The 16,638-nt window shown below is 55.9% G+C and carries 24 protein-coding genes; 13 read left to right on the top strand and 11 right to left on the bottom strand.

What is annotated here, in order from left to right; all coding sequences use genetic code 11:
- Positions 1-132 precede the first annotated feature (132 nt).
- Positions 133-624, bottom strand: a complete 492-nt coding sequence (locus tag TNEU_RS07925; RefSeq protein ID WP_012350916.1) for a hypothetical protein — start codon at positions 622-624, stop codon at positions 133-135.
- Positions 625-655: 31 nt separating this feature from the next.
- Between TNEU_RS07925 and TNEU_RS07920 the strand changes: the two genes are divergently transcribed.
- Together TNEU_RS07920 and TNEU_RS07915 are read left to right on the top strand one after the other, a co-directional pair.
- Positions 656-1,498, top strand: a complete 843-nt coding sequence (locus TNEU_RS07920) for an S-methyl-5'-thioadenosine phosphorylase (protein ID WP_012350915.1) — start codon at positions 656-658, stop codon at positions 1,496-1,498.
- A gap of 29 nt (positions 1,499-1,527) precedes the next feature.
- A complete protein-coding gene (locus TNEU_RS07915) occupies positions 1,528-1,926 on the top strand; it encodes a translation initiation factor IF-5A (protein WP_012350914.1) in 399 nt (132 codons plus the stop codon).
- On the opposite strand, the gene TNEU_RS07910 is transcribed toward TNEU_RS07915, so the two are convergent.
- Together TNEU_RS07910 and TNEU_RS07905 are read right to left on the bottom strand one after the other, a co-directional pair.
- A complete protein-coding gene (locus tag TNEU_RS07910) occupies positions 1,927-2,508 on the bottom strand; it encodes a DUF655 domain-containing protein (RefSeq protein ID WP_012350913.1) in 582 nt (193 codons plus the stop codon). It lies immediately after the preceding gene.
- On the bottom strand, positions 2,505-2,843 hold the full coding sequence (locus TNEU_RS07905; protein ID WP_012350912.1) for an RNA polymerase Rpb4 family protein: 339 nt from the start codon (positions 2,841-2,843) through the stop codon (positions 2,505-2,507). The genes TNEU_RS07910 and TNEU_RS07905 overlap by 4 nt, the downstream gene beginning before the upstream one ends.
- An 85-nt stretch (positions 2,844-2,928) precedes the next feature.
- On the opposite strand from TNEU_RS07905, the gene TNEU_RS07900 reads away from it, so the two are divergent.
- Positions 2,929-3,231, top strand: a complete 303-nt coding sequence (locus TNEU_RS07900; protein ID WP_012350911.1) for a 50S ribosomal protein L21e — start codon at positions 2,929-2,931, stop codon at positions 3,229-3,231.
- Here TNEU_RS07900 and TNEU_RS07895 read toward each other — a convergent pair.
- The 3 genes from TNEU_RS07895 to TNEU_RS07885 are packed head-to-tail and all read right to left on the bottom strand — an operon-like array spanning position 3,216 to position 4,644.
- The gene (locus TNEU_RS07895; protein ID WP_148682417.1) at positions 3,216-3,965 is read right to left on the bottom strand and encodes an ATP/GTP-binding protein; all 750 of its coding nucleotides are present in this window, start codon (positions 3,963-3,965) and stop codon (positions 3,216-3,218) included. The two genes, TNEU_RS07900 and TNEU_RS07895, sit on opposite strands and share 16 nt — an antisense overlap.
- Complete coding sequence (locus tag TNEU_RS07890; protein ID WP_012350909.1) at positions 3,965-4,252, bottom strand: signal recognition particle subunit SRP19/SEC65 family protein; 288 nt, start codon at positions 4,250-4,252, stop codon at positions 3,965-3,967. The genes TNEU_RS07895 and TNEU_RS07890 overlap by 1 nt, the downstream gene beginning before the upstream one ends.
- Positions 4,249-4,644, bottom strand: a complete 396-nt coding sequence (locus tag TNEU_RS07885; protein ID WP_012350908.1) for a 30S ribosomal protein S8e — start codon at positions 4,642-4,644, stop codon at positions 4,249-4,251. The genes TNEU_RS07890 and TNEU_RS07885 overlap by 4 nt, the downstream gene beginning before the upstream one ends.
- 151 nt (positions 4,645-4,795) lie before the next feature.
- On the opposite strand from TNEU_RS07885, the gene TNEU_RS07880 reads away from it, so the two are divergent.
- From TNEU_RS07880 to TNEU_RS07855, 6 genes are all read left to right on the top strand, one after another.
- Positions 4,796-5,041, top strand: coding sequence for a Gar1/Naf1 family protein (locus tag TNEU_RS07880; protein WP_012350907.1), 246 nt, complete (start codon positions 4,796-4,798; stop codon positions 5,039-5,041).
- A complete protein-coding gene (locus tag TNEU_RS07875) occupies positions 5,038-5,934 on the top strand; it encodes a TFIIB-type zinc ribbon-containing protein (RefSeq protein ID WP_012350906.1) in 897 nt (298 codons plus the stop codon). Before TNEU_RS07880 ends, TNEU_RS07875 begins: the two co-directional genes overlap by 4 nt.
- A 34-nt stretch (positions 5,935-5,968) precedes the next feature.
- Positions 5,969-6,409, top strand: coding sequence for a helix-turn-helix transcriptional regulator (locus TNEU_RS07870; RefSeq protein WP_012350905.1), 441 nt, complete (start codon positions 5,969-5,971; stop codon positions 6,407-6,409).
- Entirely contained in the window at positions 6,406-6,966 is a 561-nt protein-coding gene (thpR, locus tag TNEU_RS07865; RefSeq protein ID WP_012350904.1) for an RNA 2',3'-cyclic phosphodiesterase, read from the top strand. The genes TNEU_RS07870 and thpR overlap by 4 nt, the downstream gene beginning before the upstream one ends.
- Entirely contained in the window at positions 6,963-8,210 is a 1,248-nt protein-coding gene (cca, locus tag TNEU_RS07860) for a CCA tRNA nucleotidyltransferase (protein ID WP_012350903.1), read from the top strand. The genes thpR and cca overlap by 4 nt, the downstream gene beginning before the upstream one ends.
- 196 nt (positions 8,211-8,406) lie before the next feature.
- Positions 8,407-8,826 (top strand): hypothetical protein, encoded by a 420-nt coding sequence (locus TNEU_RS07855; RefSeq protein ID WP_012350902.1) that lies wholly within the window; start codon positions 8,407-8,409, stop codon positions 8,824-8,826.
- On the opposite strand, the gene TNEU_RS07850 is transcribed toward TNEU_RS07855, so the two are convergent.
- The 3 genes from TNEU_RS07850 to TNEU_RS07840 are packed head-to-tail and all read right to left on the bottom strand — an operon-like array spanning position 8,810 to position 11,524.
- Positions 8,810-9,604 (bottom strand): ARMT1-like domain-containing protein, encoded by a 795-nt coding sequence (locus TNEU_RS07850; protein WP_148682416.1) that lies wholly within the window; start codon positions 9,602-9,604, stop codon positions 8,810-8,812. The genes TNEU_RS07855 and TNEU_RS07850 overlap by 17 nt on opposite strands.
- On the bottom strand, positions 9,594-10,604 hold the full coding sequence (locus TNEU_RS07845; protein ID WP_012350900.1) for a pyridoxal-phosphate-dependent aminotransferase family protein: 1,011 nt from the start codon (positions 10,602-10,604) through the stop codon (positions 9,594-9,596). Before TNEU_RS07845 ends, TNEU_RS07850 begins: the two co-directional genes overlap by 11 nt.
- On the bottom strand, positions 10,601-11,524 hold the full coding sequence (locus TNEU_RS07840; protein WP_148682415.1) for a D-2-hydroxyacid dehydrogenase: 924 nt from the start codon (positions 11,522-11,524) through the stop codon (positions 10,601-10,603). The genes TNEU_RS07845 and TNEU_RS07840 overlap by 4 nt, the downstream gene beginning before the upstream one ends.
- A 154-nt stretch (positions 11,525-11,678) precedes the next feature.
- Here TNEU_RS07840 and TNEU_RS07835 point away from each other — a divergent pair, with 154 nt between their 5' ends.
- Positions 11,679-12,539, top strand: coding sequence for a CBS domain-containing protein (locus TNEU_RS07835; RefSeq protein WP_012350898.1), 861 nt, complete (start codon positions 11,679-11,681; stop codon positions 12,537-12,539).
- Here TNEU_RS07835 and TNEU_RS07830 read toward each other — a convergent pair.
- The gene (locus tag TNEU_RS07830) at positions 12,517-13,287 is read right to left on the bottom strand and encodes a PfkB family carbohydrate kinase (protein ID WP_012350897.1); all 771 of its coding nucleotides are present in this window, start codon (positions 13,285-13,287) and stop codon (positions 12,517-12,519) included. The genes TNEU_RS07835 and TNEU_RS07830 overlap by 23 nt on opposite strands.
- 47 nt (positions 13,288-13,334) lie before the next feature.
- Between TNEU_RS07830 and TNEU_RS07825 the strand changes: the two genes are divergently transcribed.
- The 3 genes from TNEU_RS07825 (at position 13,335) to TNEU_RS07815 (ending at position 15,922) form a co-directional block, all read left to right on the top strand.
- On the top strand, positions 13,335-14,303 hold the full coding sequence (locus tag TNEU_RS07825) for an ABC transporter ATP-binding protein (protein ID WP_012350896.1): 969 nt from the start codon (positions 13,335-13,337) through the stop codon (positions 14,301-14,303).
- Between the two features lies 1 nt (position 14,304).
- Positions 14,305-15,279: an ABC transporter ATP-binding protein gene (locus TNEU_RS07820; RefSeq protein WP_012350895.1), complete on the top strand. Its 975-nt coding sequence runs from the start codon at positions 14,305-14,307 to the stop codon at positions 15,277-15,279.
- A gap of 211 nt (positions 15,280-15,490) precedes the next feature.
- On the top strand, positions 15,491-15,922 hold the full coding sequence (locus TNEU_RS07815; protein WP_012350894.1) for a hypothetical protein: 432 nt from the start codon (positions 15,491-15,493) through the stop codon (positions 15,920-15,922).
- On the opposite strand, the gene TNEU_RS07810 is transcribed toward TNEU_RS07815, so the two are convergent.
- Complete coding sequence (locus tag TNEU_RS07810) at positions 15,919-16,635, bottom strand: 30S ribosomal protein S4e (protein ID WP_012350893.1); 717 nt, start codon at positions 16,633-16,635, stop codon at positions 15,919-15,921. The two genes, TNEU_RS07815 and TNEU_RS07810, sit on opposite strands and share 4 nt — an antisense overlap.
- Positions 16,636-16,638: the final 3 nt, after the last annotated feature.

The following is a 16,638-nucleotide window of genomic DNA, read 5'->3' as shown; positions in this document are numbered from 1 at the left end:
CTCCGCCCCTCTGTTTTGACCAGTAGTGAGTGCCCCATCGCCTCGCTTTTCAGCGATGTAGAAAGGGGGCGGAGACTTGGATACAATGCTCTCCTAGACGCAGATGGCTCTCGCGGCAATTTGCTTTGCGGCTCAAGTCAGAAGTATGCGGGGCTCCGCCATTGCGACCTTCACGCCGTTGATCACGTCGGGCGGGGCGTTTATGAAGACGGCTATGGTTTTCGCGTAGAGAGGTCTCTCGACGCAGTCCACGAGCCCCTCCTTATCTGTTAGGTGTAGCTCTACGGGCTTTATCGTGATGTAGGGGGCAACCTGCAGGCCGGGTGGTCTCGTGTATGTCTTGTATATACACTTAAACATCCTGCGTCTCTTGGCCACTATGTACCCAACCCCGAACTCCCCCCTCTCGTCGAGGAGAGCCACGTAGGCTTCCCAAGGTTGCGGGAGCCCCTCTAATTGCACCCCCTCGACTAAGTACCTCCTACCCGGTAGTATTTCCAGCGCCACGTCTCGTTTTATCACCCATGGAAGGTTTGAGGCAGAGACTTCGTACTTCTCGGACTGTAGCTTCCTTGCCCCGTATCTCTTCACCAGCTCAGCCGGCGATGGAGCAAACGTCTCCACAACTGTTAAAACACGGGGCCATATTACCTTTATGGCGGTGAAACTCACGCAGCCCCCAAGGGACCCGAGGGAGATAGGATTTGAGGAGTTCCCAAAGATAGGCATAATTGGGGGAAGCGGGTTGTACGACCCTGGGATTTTCGAAAACGCTGTAGAGGTTCAGATGCATACGCCCTACGGCCTACCCTCCGACAACGTGATTGTGGGGCGGGTCTCGGGCAGAGTGGTGGCCTTTCTGCCTAGACACGGCAGAGGGCATAAGTATCCGCCGCATAGGATCCCGTACCGCGCCAACATCTACGCCCTCCACGCCCTGGGTGTCAGATCTATCGTCGCCGTAAGCGCGGTAGGCTCGCTGAGACCCGACTATGCTCCAGGCGACTTCGTGGTCCCCGACCAGTTTGTGGATATGACAAAGACGAGGGAGTACACGTTTTACGACGGCCCCCGCACCTGCCACATCTCCATAGGCCTAGAGCCCTTCACCCAAGAGATTAGAAAGGTGTTGGTGGAGGTGGCCGGCAGGTACAACAAGACGCACGACGGGGGGTGCTACGTGTGCATAGAGGGGCCCCGGTTCAGCACGAAGGCGGAGTCGAGAATATGGCGGGAGGTGTATGGATGCGACATAATAGGCATGACCCTCGTCCCGGAGATAAACTTGGCCAGGGAGCTGGGCATGTGCTACGGCTTGATAGCGCTGGTCACAGACTACGACGTGTGGGTGCCGCACCAGCCGGTAACCGCGGAGGCCGTTGAGAAGATGATGATAGAGAAGATGGGCATAATCAAGAGGGTGATCGCGGAGGCGATCCCCAGAATACCCGCCGAGTTGCCCAAGTGTGGCGACGTCCTGAAGTATGCATGCGTCTAAAATTTATATACCAGTGACCTGAGGGGGCCATGTCGACGAAGTACGTGGAGGCCGGGGAGCTCAAGGAGGGGTCCTACGTGGTTATAGACGGGGAGCCTTGCAGAGTAGTCGAGATCGAGAAGTCCAAAACTGGTAAACACGGAAGCGCAAAGGCTAGGATAGTGGCGGTGGGGGTGTTCGACGGGGGGAAGAGGACGTTGAGTCTGCCGGTGGATGCCCAGGTTGAGGTGCCGATTATCGAGAAATTCACGGCTCAGGTGCTTTCCATCTCTGGAGACATCATCCAACTTATGGATATGAGGGATTACAAGACGATTGAGGTGCCTATGTCGTACGTCGAGGAGGAGGCTAAGGGCAGGCTTGCCCCTGGGGCTGAGGTGGAGGTCTGGCAGATACTGGATAGGTTCAAGATAGTGCGCGTTAAGTAGCTACTGGCTAGGCGGCGGCGAGGCGAAGAGGTAGTACGGGTCTTCTCCCGCTATCTCCCTGAGTATCCTGTCTGTTATCAACTCGACCAAGTCGAGACCCACCCTCTGTTTCACCTCTTCGTACGACGAGAAGGGCTTCTTCTTCCTCTCCTCCAACACCTCGTGCACCTTCTTCTTACCCACCCCCCTTAGGAGCTCCAGGCTGTGCAACTTGAGCGTCACGGGGCCGGTCTCGTTTATCCACTTCACAAACCTGGACTCCTGTTGCTCCACAATCTTCCTCACCACAATCTTCAGGTTGTCTCTCCCCTGCGGTTGCAGATCTTCATATCTGATGCGTCTCACGATTTTGTCCACCTTCTCCCTGGTGCCTAGCCCCACGTAAAGCCGCTCCCCGATCTCGACCGAGACGCCCTTCTTCAGCGTAACCTCCAGTAGGGCGAAGTGGTCCTCCCCCACCAGATGCGCATATGTTACATCGTGGGGGAAGTCCCGCCTCATCTTTGGCGGTAGCTTGTAGAGAGCGACCTCCGGCGGTAGTATGTCTATTACGTATGCGTACTCCTCCTTCCTGCCCCTCATTGCCCCGTGAGCGTTTTGAATATCTCCTTCAGCTCGCTTTCTGAGTAGTCCCTCCTCTCTAGGTAAGACAGGGCTGTCCTCAGCTCGTCTATGGACTCTATGGAGAGGTTGACAAGCTGTATCGCGGTTACTCTGGTAAATCCGAACTTCTCGACTAGCTGTCTCACGAGGGATTCGGCCTCCTCCGGGGTCCTCTTCGTCACCTTCTCCAGGTAGTCCAGGGTTTTCCTCTGGTCCTCGGTCAGCTGTTGCGCCGTGTTGGAGATACTCCTGAGAATCTCCAGGGCCTTTGCGTTTGTCACCTCTTCAGACCTACGTATCCTCTTCACGCTCACTTGTCCACATCTCTCTATAGTTTATAACTTATACGCCGCCGAGAGCCGACCTAAAACTTTTAAAATCTCTAAGCTTCCGGCGGCTATGGTAAAAAGAACCCATGGCTACCGCTACAAGAGCAGGAAGCTGCTGAGGAAGAAGCCAAGGGAGAGGGGGATGTCCGGCCTCTCCAGACTTCTATATGAGTACAAGCCTGGGGATAAGGTAGTCATAGACATAGACCCCACCTATATCACGACGGCGCCGCACCGGCGGTACCAGGGGAAGGTCGGCGTGGTGGTGGGCACGAGGGGGCGGGCGTACGTCATAGAGACGTACCTCGGCGATAAGAAGAAGATCGTCATAACCACGGCTGACCACCTAGTTCCGTATCAAGGCGGGAGCTGAGCGTCCTCGCCTCCAGTGTAGTGCATCTGGAGCTTGTGGTACAGCCTATCTAGGCCCTCCCCCGTCTTGGCCGACACGAAGACGGGCTCGACGAAGCCCCCCATGTTGGCCACAGACCGCAACACTTCCTTCTCGTACTGCGGCATATCTAGCGACTCCAGCAGGGCCTCGGGGTCTTCCACCCAGTTGTTTATAGTGACGGTCGCCTCCTCCGATAGGAGGTCGGCCTTGTTTACCGCGACGATCTGGGGCTTCTTGAACCTAATTCTGCTGGAGAGGGCCAGCAACATGGTGGTGGCGAAGCCGTCTACCGTCTGCATATAGACGGCGTCTGCTACATATACCACGAGGCTGTGGACGTCTGACAGCCTCTGTATTAGGTAGGCGCCGCTCTGCCTAAAGGCGAACAGCTCCATCTGGCCGGGGGTGTCTATGAGGAAGATGGGGGCGCCCACCACCTCCATCTCCTCCTTGATCCTCTCCGCCTCGGTGACCATCATGTCCACTGCTGCTACAATCGACGCGTTTGGGCCTAGCTTAAACTGCTTCATTATCCTCCTCGCGCTTATTCTATCTCTTACGTCTATGTCTGGGACATACGGCAGATACTCGGCGGCGGGGTCTAGGTTGACTACGCCAACGTCAAAGCCTTGATCCTCCAGCCAGTTCGACAGCGCGGACACCAGAGTGGATTTGCCAGAGCCGGCTGTGCCTATGAAAAACACCGTATACATCACCTGGATTTTCTGACCTCCTCCGCCACCTTAGAAGCCAAGCTCCTGACATCCTCCTCTGTCTCGACCACGAAGTACCCGGCGAGTCTTTCCTCGAACCAGATAGCCGGATGTCTCTTCTCGGGGTAGACTTGGTACCTATAGCCCAGCCTCTCCAGCGCTTTTGCGACCTCTTGTATCGTCGGCTTGTTCAAGGCTTGCCCCCTGGGTAGGATCCTCCCCCTGGAGCGCGGAACCGAGGCGTCGATGTTGACTAGCCAGAGGATCCTCCCGCCCCTCTTCTTCATTCTATAAGTACCGCGTTGATAACGCCGTCTTGCCCCGGCCTCGACGTAACCACCGCCTTGCCGACCTCGGTCTGTATAACCGCGCCCTTTACTATGAAGTTACGCCTCGCGTAGTCGGGATTGGCCGGGGTAGATACTATGGAGACGATTCTAGCTTTCACATATCGTTTCTCCTTCGGCACATATACATTTGCGAACCTTGCCTCCCTCATCCGCACCTTTATGTTGCCTCCCCTCACCCTCTCCACGACCCTAACGTCGTTCTCGCCTAGTTTCGGAATCTGGGGAGGTCCACCTCCCAATGCCTTCTTTTTCGTCCTCCTTACTCTCCTCTTCTTCCCGCCGCTTGGCTTCTTTAAATCCCCACCCTTGTAAAAGGCGCCTAGCTTCACGACAGAGGAAAAATATGGGGTATATAAACACCTCCGTCTTGCCTGCCGACGTCATAAATCGGCGTTCAGCAGGGCGGCACCGCTCGCCGGCGAGGTATTATCCGGGTATGGAGGGGCAAACTATTATTAATCGGGGCCTATAGTTGCTTTAATGAAGCGCATTGGCACTGCTCTTCATTACTCACATATGGGGAACCTCGTCGTAAGGTTGGCCGAGGTTCCCCCCCTCTACGTCAACGTCTATACCTACACGATGAAAAAGGTCGGGGTTCTCTACGACGTGATAGGCAATGTGAAAAACCCCTACGGCCTTATAAAGCCGGCGGCTAGGGACGAGTCTATACTGGGCCAGCCGCTGTATGTAAAACCGCAAGACCTTAGGAAGAGGGGGAGATGACGCGGAGGCTGATTTTTGAGCTGGAGGAGTACCGTTGCCCAACGTGCGGCGCGGTAAACGACGTCGCCGTCGACTACGAGCGCGGCCAGGTGGTGTGTAGAAGTTGTGGCACCGTCCTGAGAGAGAGCATCGCAGATCTTGGGCCAGAGTGGAGGAGGCCCGAGTCCTCTAGAGCCCACGCGGGGCCGGTGGGGTCCTCGCTGGGGGATATAGAGTACGGCAATATAAAGATCATGGACAAGCTGAAGGCGATAAGCCTAAAGAAGTTCGCCAGGCCTCTCACGACGCCCCTCGAGCGCGTGGAGATAGACATCAGGGAGTTTCTGGACTCCGCCAGGGAAAAGCTAAACCTACACCCCAGCATCGTCGAGGAGACCGTGCAACTCTACAAGAGGCTGTATGAGGCGGGGTACCGTGCCCCCCGGCTGGAGGGCTACGCCGCTGCTTTGCTCTTTACGCTGAAGAGCAGAGGCGTCGCCGCCGTCACGCCTAAGACGCTCTACGAACAGCTGGGCGTAGACCGGTCCGCCTTCCAGTCGGCGTACATGGAGTTGCTGAAGGTAGCGAACAGCCTTGGCTTAAGGCCACCGCGTACAGATCCTAAGATCTACATACCCAAGATCGTGGCGGCGCTCGGGATTGGGGATGAGAAAACCGCGGAGGTTCTCCGCATCGCCGTGGATATTCTCCGCTACATAATGTCGTCTCCGCGTATTAGAAACGGGAGGAAGCCTCAGGTCCTCGCAGCGGCCGCGGTGTACTACGCCTGCTATCTAGCGGGGGTGGAGGTTACCCAGAAGGAGCTCGCAAAGGCGGCGGACTCCACCGAGGGCCCTGTCAGAGAGCTCCTGAAGGAGCTCTCCGAGAGGCTCTACATCGAGATAACGCTTTAGAAACTTTATAAGGCGGCGGGAAAATCCTTCTGTCGTGGCTGCGCAGGAATTCACCGAGGACTCAGATGTTTTGACCGAGGTTGAGATCCAGATTTTGCAGGGCCTTGAGAGGCTCGGAGGGAGCTACCAGCAGAGGAACCTCTGGAAGTACATAGGTATAGACAGCAAGACTGGCCTCCCCATATTGGCTAGGCTCGAAAAAAGGGGTTTGATAGCCCGGGAGAGGGTGGGCGGAAACAAGAGGGGGGTTTACGTCATTAAGTTGACGGAAAAGGCGTATAGGCTGTTGGGCAAAATCCGCGAAGAGTCTGTGGAGAGCTTTACCATCAACGTGGAGTCTATGCCGAGGGAGATTAGGACCCTTCTATCGATCCCGTGCGTCTACTGTCCATACTCCGACCGTTGCGGCATAGGCTTCATAGCGCCCCACACATGCGACCTATTGACCAAGTGGGTGTCGAGGTTTACGCCATGAGCGTGAGGGCCTTCATCGCCGTTGATATAGACAGCCCTGAGGTGGTTAGGCGGGTTGAGCAGATACAACGGGAGGTTCTCGGCCTTGGCGTAGACGTCAAGCTTGTTGAGAGGGAGAACCTGCACATCACCCTCCGCTTCCTCGGCGAGGTTCCCCAGGGCAGGATAAACGATATAGCTAGGGCGCTGGCCGCGTTGAAACACCAGAGGTTCGAGATTAGGCTTGTGGGACTCGGCGTGTTTCCACACATGGCCAGCCCCCGGGTCCTCTGGGTAGGGGTTGCACAGGGGGCGGAGGAGCTTACGAGGTTGGCTAACGCCGTGAGGGCGGCCGTGGATAAATACGCAGAACACAGGGAGGAGAGGGACTTCACTCCACATTTAACCATCGGCAGGGTTAAATCAGGGCGAAACGTGGACAAGTTGAGAGAGCTCGTCGAGCGTCACAAAAACACCGAGTTTGGAGCCGCTGTTGTGGATAAAGTTAAGCTGAAGAGGTCTGTGCTTACGCCGAGGGGGCCTATATATAGCGACCTCTTCGTACAGGTGCTCACGTGAGCGAGGTCGAGGAGGTGCTCAAGGAGGCCTACAAGTTGGTCACGCCAACTCCGGAGGAAGAGAGGAAGGTCGCCGAGGTCGGGTCGAGAGTTAGGCAGTGGGTGTCGGAGGCCCTCGCCGGAGTCGCAGCCGAGGTGGACATGTACGGCTCAAGCGCTAGGTCGACGTGGCTACCTGGCCAACGCGACATAGATATCTTCGTTGTTCTACGTGACAGATCCATCAAGCCCGAGGATGTGGTCCAGACGCTTTCTAGGTATTTCGACGGCGTTGGTGTACCGTGGAGCTTGAGGTACGCCCAACATCCCTACCTGTCGCTGTATGTGGAGGGGTACGAAGTGGACGTTGTGCCGTGCTACAAGATCGCGCCGGGGGAGCGGCCCATCACTGCGGCGGATAGATCGCCGCTACACCACAAGTTCCTGTCGGAGAGGCTGTCGGAGGATCAGAGACGCGACGTGAGGCTGCTAAAGCTTTTCCTCAAATCGATTGGGGTATACGGGGCCGAGATCAAGGTCGAGGGTTTCTCCGGCTACTTGACGGAGCTTCTGGTGGCCTACTACGGCTCCTTCGTCGACGTGTTAAAGGCGGCGTCGGGCTGGAGGCCGTACAGGACGTACATATCCTTTACCGAGTCTAAGACGAAGTTCAAGGCCCCCCTAGTCGTCGTCGACCCGGTTGACCCAAACAGGAACGTGGCGGCGGCGGTGTCGTTGACGTCGATGTCCACCTTTGTGCTCGCCTCAAGACGTTTCCTAAAGAAGCCATCGCTCTCGTACTTCTCGCCGCCTGAAGCCCCCGCGTTAGGGGTAAACGCCGTAGAGGTCGTGTTTCCCTACCCCGGCGAATCGCCGGATGTGGTTTGGGGCCGCTATAAGCGGCTTGGAAAATCGCTGTATAAGCACCTGAGGGAGTGCGGCTTCAAGATCTACCGCTGGGGCGTCGAAAGCGACGAGAAAACCTACGTGTCCATCATATACGTGGTTGAGGATGTGGAGCTACCGCCTTATGTCCTCCACAGAGGGCCTCCGGTGTATGACAACGCCATCGACGCGTTTGTGGAGAAGTATCTCCGGGAGGAGGTGGTGGGGCCCTTTGTCCTAGGCACAAGAGCCTACGTGATCAAGAGGAGGCGTTACACCAACATAGGTGATTGCATAAGGGCTAAATTAGGCGGCGGCTACGCCATAAGGATAAACCAATACGGCGGAGGTTTAGTACGAAAAACCCCATGGCTCACCTAGGTCTCCAAGGGACTCCCAAAGAAGTGACATACACGGAGCCGGAAGTCCTCGCCTCTTCTGTTCCCGTAACGGCTTGGTAGCGCCTTCCGAGGGGGCGACGCCAAGGAGCCCCGCACGAGTTCCCTGGCGTATAGTTTCTCGGTGGTCGGGGTTTAGTTAAGCGATGTGCTTATAAACTCCGTCGGACGAGATATATATGGACGTATACTCTGTAAAGAGCTACCCAGACGCCGGCCAGTTCTTGGCGGATCTAGACAGACAGATAAGGGAGTTGGAGGAGGCCGTGAGGGCGGTGTCTGCGGAGTTGGAGAGCCTTAAGCCCTCTCTGGAGAGGTATAGAAGGTTGCAGGATCTGCTCAAAAAATTCAGCGGCGGCGGCTCCGAGAGGAGCGCCCCCATTGAAATAACCGGCTTGCAACTGTACATAGACCCGAGCCCGATCTCGCGTCATGAGATCCTAGAGGAGTCCTATAGACACATGGCGGACCTCCTAAGCGTTCTAAAGAAGGTGAGGGAGGTAGCCCAGTCTGTCATTAGAGAGGGCGGCTTGGAGTCTTTGAGGATTACTGTTCAGTTTAAAAACGGCGTCCCCGTGAAGCTTATTGTGACAGGCTGATTGCCTTTGCCTTCTCCCCGCTGATAATAATCGGCGAGTTCCTCGGCACCGAGAACACCCGTGATAGAACGTCGCATTTGGCGCGAAACAGCAGAAGCGCAGGGGTCTCGCCCCATTCCATGTAGGCCTCGAAGTTCGCTATGCCCTTAGCTACGATGAAACCATCGCGTATCCACCTCACCGGCGATATGTTCCCCGGCGTGGCCAGAACCCTATATCCAGATAGGTCGCGCTCTAAGACGTCTATCTCGTAGGGCTCGGATCTAACGACGAAGGTGGGCCTTATCCCGTTTCTCTCCAGAGCTTCCGCGATGACGAGGTCTATCTGCGCCTCCCCCGAGTTGTCTAGTACGTAGTAGACGTTCTGGGGGAGATCGACGTACTCCTCTATCGCGGGTAGATCCCACACGGCCTCCTCCAACTTCTTAGGCCTGTAGCCCAGAACGCTTGTGTCGACGATGTTTGCGGCTGCGGCGATTCTCAGGGCGGTTTTGAGGTCCCACGACGTTTCCTGGAGCCTCTGCCTCACAGCCTCTGCCACTCTTTTCCCAATAGCGGCGAGCTTCTCCTTGTAGTCTCTGTAGGGGTCCTCGGAGCCCGCGAGCTTAGCCACGGTCTGGAAGCTCATGGCGAAGGCCTCGCTTCTGCTACTCCTCTGGATAAGCTGGGAGAGCTCGCTCAAGATCTGGGGTAGCTTATCCGGCTTCTGTAGCCTTATGAGGTCTCCGGTCCTCGATGTTATTATACAGAGTTTGCAACTCACCTCGTCAAGCCACACGATTAATAACCTCGGCTACTGTCTTTAAATCGTCTATTGTTACATCGCCCATAACCCCAACTCTGATAGACCGCTCTCTGTATTTATACATGCCGCCCGCCGCCACGTAGCCGGCCTCCCTAAGCTTCGCCAGAACCTCCTTAGGCTTTTCGCACAAGAAGGCGGCTACCGTGAAGCTCCTGTAGTCTCTCGGCGGTATGGGGTTTAGCTTTACGGCCGAGTAGAGGTAGTCGACCCTCTCCCTGTGTATCTCCGTATACCTCTGCCCGAGCTCCAGGATGTAGCTCAGCGAGGCGTCGAGGGCGTATAGCACAGGGATGGGGGGAGTATAGGGCGTCTCCAGATGTTCCGCCATCTTGATGAACTTCTTTAGATCCATGGAGGGGGGAACCCCCGCGGTGTATCTCGGCTCCACCGCTATGTACAAAACCGAGGCCCCCGGCGGCGCGAGCAAGGCCTTGTGCGAGGCCGTGGCCAACACGTCTACGCCCGGCGGTAGAGGCTCGGCAGGGAAGCCAGAAACGCTGTCTACCAACAGCAACACGCCGTAGGACTTAGCCACATCGGCGAGCTTCTTCATGTCTTTATAGGCTATGGCTGTGCTCGTCTCGTTGTGGATAACCAAGAGCGTCTTTATCTCGCGGTCTTTCCTCAAGATGTCCTCTACCTCATCTGGCGGCGGAGGCGAATCTCGTTCCAACTCCAACACGTTGGCTCCCCGGGATTTTGCGCTATCTACAGCGCGTTTTCCAAACTCCCCGTAGACCAGCGCGAGGACCTTCTCGCCGGGGTTGACGTAGTTGTATATCATCGTGTCAACGGCAAGCGTGCCGGTGCCCGGCATAACTATTGGCTTGGCCGGATACAGCGCGTTTAATTTGTCGAGTACCGACTTGAAGAGCTTCTTGAACTCCTCGCCCCTGTGAAACGGCGGCTGGCGCGCCGTGGCCTCTATTACGAACTTCGGTAGCTGTACGGGCCCCGGCGTGAGGTACTTCATAGCTTGATCCTCGAGATTACCTCTTCTATGTTGAGGGCTAGCTCCTCGGCGAGTCTCCTCATGGCCTCATACGTCTCAGAGCCCACGTGTGGAGTCACCACCACCTTTTCATGCGCCACCAGCTCCCTTAGGTAGGGGCTTTTGGGGGGTTCCTCTGGGAGAACGTCCAACCCCACACCCCATAGCCTGTCGATGTGGCGGTATAGGGCCTCGTAGTCAACAACCTCGCCTCTGCTCGTGTTCACGAAGATCGCGCCGTCTTTCAACAACGCGATCCTGTCGGCGTTTATCAGCTTATAGGTGTTGGGGGTTAGGGGGACGTGGACGGTAACCACGTCGCTGGTCTTGAGGAGCTCCTCAAGAGGAAGCTGTCGGCCCCCGAGTTTTTCCACCTCAGAGCTTACGTCTATCACGTCGCTTGCCACTATCCTCATGCCGAGGCCTCGCGCTATATGCGCCACCGCTCTGCCGATTCTGCCGAATCCCACAACGCCGAGGGTTTTGCCTCCCAGCTCAACCCCCACGTACCTCCCCTTGGGCCACTCTCCGCCTTTCACCTTTCCGCTGAGTAGCGGGATCCTCCGGGCAACCGCCAACATGAGACCTATTGTGAGCTCGGCGACGCTTTGGGTTGGCGCATTCGGCGCTGAGACTACGACGAGACCTCTCTTAACCGCGTACTCCACGTCCACGTTGTCAAGCCCTACGCCGTATCTCGCGAGGATCTTCAGGTTTGTACCTGCGTCTATCACCTCTCTGTCTATCTTCAGCCTGCCTCTGAAAATCAAGATATTGTAGTTCTTTATGATAGATAGGAGCTCTTCTCTGCTGATGCCCGGCCGCATATCCACCCTTATTCCGCGTCTCTCGAGCCGCTCCCTAATTAACGGGTCTACGCTGTCTGCCACAAGGGCCGACATTAGGGCGCCCATTAGATTGTCTTATAAATGTTTACACTTGTCCATGTCGTGATGAGATGTACGGTCTGGCGAACTGTGAACGAGAGACCGATCGCTGAAGCACAGCGGCGGATAGGCGGTGAACATATTTTTATATACAACCTTTAGTTGGACGATGGCTAGTCTATCAGATTCTGTATACAACGTACTAAAGGCTCTTGTGGAACTTTATAACAAGGAGAACAGCCCCGTCAAGTCTAGAGATATCGCAAATGCCCTGGGTATACACGAGGGCTATGTGCGTAACATGTTGTCTATACTCAAGTCCATGGGCTTGGTGATAAGCAAGGCGGGTCCGCACGGGGGGTACATACCGACGTCAAAGGCGACAGACGTTCTCTCGCGCCAGACGTTTTCTGTGCCGATAGCATCCCTCGGCAACGTTGTGGGGTATGCGCTCGATATAACGCTGATAGGCCTACTGTCAGACAAGCCGTTTGCCTCCATGAGAGTCGTAGGCGATCTAGCGGGGTATGTAGACCGTGAGGTTAGGGTGGGCCCCCTCCCTAGCGGCTTGGTGCTTATCGGCCGTGTGATAAAGGCGGACATAGAATCCCTCATGGAGATCTCCTCTATAATCTCCATACCGAGAACCTCGGTGAAAAACATCATGACGCCGAACCCCGTTGCGGCGAAACCAGACGACTCGATAGAGCCTTACGTTAAGCTCTTCATCGAGAAGAGGTACAGGGGGATACCTGTCGTTAACGAGGAGAGGAAACCGATTGGGTTGCTGATGGCTTCAAAGCTGATGGAGGCTCTATACGGCTGTAGAAAAGACGTGAAGGTTAAGGACTTGATGGTAGGCGAGCCCCCCGTCATACACGAGGAGGAGGACATCCACGAGGCTATCAGGATAATGGTGTCTGGGGGGATAGGCAGATTGCTGGTGGTCAACTCCGAGGACAAGTTGGTGGGGATCGTGACCAGGACCGACATCTTGCGGAGGATCGCTACCCTTGAACAGCTTGTATAGTACAGTCGAAGTCGTGTCTCACGACTCTGCGGTGTTTTAAGAAACCCGCGACGTATTTGCTGGCTTCGCAGACCGCCTGTAGGAGGTCTAGCCCTTTCACGTAGCGGAGGTAGGTCAAGCTCGCCAGGAACACGTCGCCGCTACCTGTTACATCTTCGACAGGTATCCTAGCGCTGTTGACGTAGTGTATAGAGCCCCTCTGCACTACATATGCCCCATCTTCGCCGAGCGTGTATACGGCGGTGGGCCAACGGCCGGCGAACTCGACGAGCTCCTTCAAACTCAGCACTAGGTCGTCCTGCGAAAAGTGTACCAGATCTGCCTGGGGAGGCTCCGTGCTGGATCTTAGGTATCCCTGTAGGTCGGCCACCACGGCCTTAGCTTCAACTCTGGCGTTTCTCAGCTCGTCGTATACAGGCGAGAGGATCACCACGTCTCCTCTGACCTTCCCTATGCCTATGCTGGGCTTTCGCACTAGTTTAACGGTCCTTGGTTTAGTTCGGTAGTCGAGCTCAAAGGTGGTTGTGGCATCGGCGATAATTACCTCGGCTACTATTCCTAAAGCTGCGAGAACTCTCTCCAACTCGGCGGCTACGTCAAGCGACGCGACTCCAACAGCTCTAGCGTTGGCGTGTAGAGCGCTCAGCGCCTGCGACGCATAATAGATGGGGCCTCCGAGCCTCCGGGAGACCCCAGACGACGTGTATACTATGTCGACCGTGGGATTACTTGCCACGACTATTTCCATGAGACGGGGAAGGGCTAAGTATATATAGCCTTGTTCAGCACCTCGACGTGACTTTACTGTTGGAGCTGCGCAACGTTGTGATGTACTACGGCACCTCTAAGGGCGTCGTCAAAGCCGTGGACGGGATTTCGCTGAGATTAAATAGAGGTGAAGCGTTGGCGTTGGTGGGAGAGAGCGGTAGCGGCAAGAGCTCCCTAGCCTTCACGATCATTAAGCTTCTGCCGCGCAACGTGGCGAAACTAGGCGGGGAAATCTTCTTTCACGACGAGGAGCTGGGCGTCGTCGACCTTATGAAGATGAAAGATGACGAAATAAGGCAGAAGATCAGGTGGAAGAAGATCTCGATGGTGTTTCAAGCGTCTATGAACGCGTTGAACCCCATAATGCGCGTGGAGGATCAGATGGTGGAGCCTCTAATGTTGCACCTCGGAATGTCGAGGGACGAGGCGGTGAAGGTGGCTCAAGAGGCGTTATATTCCGTTGGGCTTTCTAAAGACGTAATGGCCCGGTACCCATTTGAGCTGTCTGGGGGCATGAAGCAAAGGGTCGTAATCGCCATGGCCATAATGATGCGGCCAAAGCTCGTCATACTAGATGAGCCGACGTCGGCTCTAGATGTGATAACCCAGGCGAATATCATGAACCTACTGAAGGATCTAAAGAGGAAGCTCGGCCTATCGTATATATTGATAACCCACGACATAGCGCTTGCCTCTGAGATCGCCGATAAAGTGGGCGTTATGTACGCCGGGAAGCTCGTCGAGGTGGCGCCGGCCGACGTGTTCTACAGTAAGCCGAGGCACCCGTACTCGCAGAAGCTTATAGCTGCAGTGCCCTCGCTTCGCGAGGAGAAGACAATAGAGCACATACCCGGCGATGTGCCTAGCCTAATAAACCCGCCGTCGGGCTGTCGCTTCCATCCCCGGTGTCCATATGCGATAAAGGGGAAGTGCGACGCAGAGGAGCCGCCTAGGAAGCAGATTGAGGAGGGGGAGGTGTACTGCTGGCTGTATTAACATGCCGTTGCTGGAGGTTCAGGACCTGAGAACTTGGTTCCCCGTGAGGAGGGGGCTTTTTGGAGTGAGGAGGTTTATCAAGGCGGTAGACGGCGTGAGTTTTACGCTTGAAAGCGGGGAGGTTTTGGCCGTGATCGGAGAGTCGGGCTCTGGAAAAACCACCCTTGGCAGAACTGTGTTAAGGCTTGTGAAGCCGACGGCGGGGAGGATAGTGTTTGATGGGAGGGACATCACCGACGTCCCGGAGTCGGAGCTGAGGTGGTATAGGTTTTCTACAGCCATGGTGTTCCAGGACCCCTTCGGCTCGCTGAACCCCTACCACACTGTTCAGTACATACTAGAGGAGCCGCTTATACTCAGAGGGGTGCCCCCAGGGGAGAGGTACGAGCTGGTGGTTAAAGCCCTAGAGGAGGTTAAGCTAACCCCTCCCGAAGACTTCCTGAGGAAGTATCCACATATGCTAAGCGGCGGACAAAGACAGCGCGTGGGCATTGCGAGAGCTTTGATCACAAAGCCAAGGTTTATCGTCGCCGACGAACCAGTTTCCATGCTTGACGTCTCCATCAGGGCGGAGATCCTATCTCTAATGAGGTCGTTGCAGGAGAAACACGGCATAGCCATGATGTACATAACCCACGACATTGCCACCGCCAAATATATCGCAGACAAGGTCCTGGTTATGTACGCCGGGAAGATGGTTGAATACGGCCCGTTTAGAGAGGTGGTAAAAAACCCAAGCCACCCCTACACGCAAGCCCTCATAAACGCGCTCCCAGACCCTGACCCCAACAACCGTTTTAAGATGAGGGAGGTGCCGCCGGGAGAGCCTCCAAGTCTGCTGAATCCGCCGTCGGGCTGTCGCTTCCATCCCCGGTGTCCATATGCGATAAAGGGGAAGTGCGACGCAGAGGAGCCTCCCATGTCCCAAGTGAAGAAGGGCCACTACGTCTCGTGTTGGTACACCGGCTCCTCCTAGCATCTGCTCAGGTGCCCGCACGCTTAGACGTTTCCACAAAAGAGCATCCCCCTTATGTTTCGTCGAGTTCTGGGGCCCGGTGGAAAAGCGGGGGCGCCGCCGGCCCTCGAACCCCTCGCCCGCGGCGGACTCCCCGGACGGGCCCCGGGGACCGGGATCCGCGAAGGGAGGTGGCGTGTCAAAGATAAAAATATGTAAAGTTCGATGACCTATGCGAATTGAGAGAACAGGTCAGCCCGTGAGCGCCCTGTTGAAGCTGTTGGAGGACGATCTAAAGAGAGACGATATAGTCCACCTGGAGAGGGTGCCCTCCCCCCGCGCCGGCGAGAAGTACAGAGATGTGGTGTCTAGGTTTTTCACGGAGTTCGGCATAGCAACGGTGTATATCAGGTTGAGGACTGTGGCGTTTGAAAAACGCTATGTAGTGATTGCGAGATACGACTGGGCTGTCGGCGGCGTTGTGGAGGGCTGGCTGGTGGAAGGCGATGTAGTGAAGATCTATGAGCCGATTGCGATAAGTCTCTCAGATATTGGAAAAACGCTTGAGTACTACGGAGAGATGTTCTGGAGAGCTGAGGAAAAACTCCTCGCTAAGAAGATGGCCGACGTATATTCCGAAGAAGAAAGGCCTCAGACCGACTAGGGAGATATCTTTATAACAGGGGCCTCTGCCCCAACTGCCATTATGTAGTCGAGGATAGTCCTCTTCGCCTCTTCGCCCCTTTTCAACAAGACGACCGACTGTCTCCTCTTCAAGGTCCACACTATCTCGCTGAGTTGGCCGTGGAACCCCACGTTACCGCCGTGTGTCACAACCGCGTAGACGCCTAGCCGCATCGGTATGTGGCTTCTCACTGTCCTGGCCTTTAGGTCGTAGAGCACCGAGTCGAAGGTTTTTATCTGGCGGGCTGTTTCGGCAGGCATTATTAGGTTTCTGCCGTCGTGGAAGTGTACCTGTAGCCGGCCTCCCTTCACAGCCGTTTTGCCTTCGACGCGTAGTAGCTTGAGGTCAGCCTCCTCCGAGGTTATGGGGACCAACGCGTAGTAGCTCCTCTCGTCGGGTACCACGCGGTAGATCTCCCCCGTGGGCACTATCTCTACTACGTCCATGAGACCCACTGGGAATTTGTAGTTTCTTCTCACAACGCCGTCTACCTTTATGTACCCCCTGGAGATTATCATCCTCGCCTCTCTTAACGTCTTGGCGTACCTAAGGACGTCTCTTATAACCAGCGCCAAGGGGATAGAATAGGCAAGAGAGTGCGGGCCAGGGGAGGGTCTTACAGCCCATACGCCTCCGGCTTTTCGCGGAATAGGCCACCAATAGGGCGAGGTTGTACGACGTAGATGCACCATGGC

Origin of the sequence: Pyrobaculum neutrophilum V24Sta (genome assembly GCF_000019805.1) — an archaeon.
Taxonomy (GTDB): domain Archaea; phylum Thermoproteota; class Thermoprotei; order Thermoproteales; family Thermoproteaceae; genus Pyrobaculum; species Pyrobaculum neutrophilum.
Note: the sequence above shows the minus strand (reverse complement) of the source record. Positions and strands in the feature narration are given on the sequence as shown.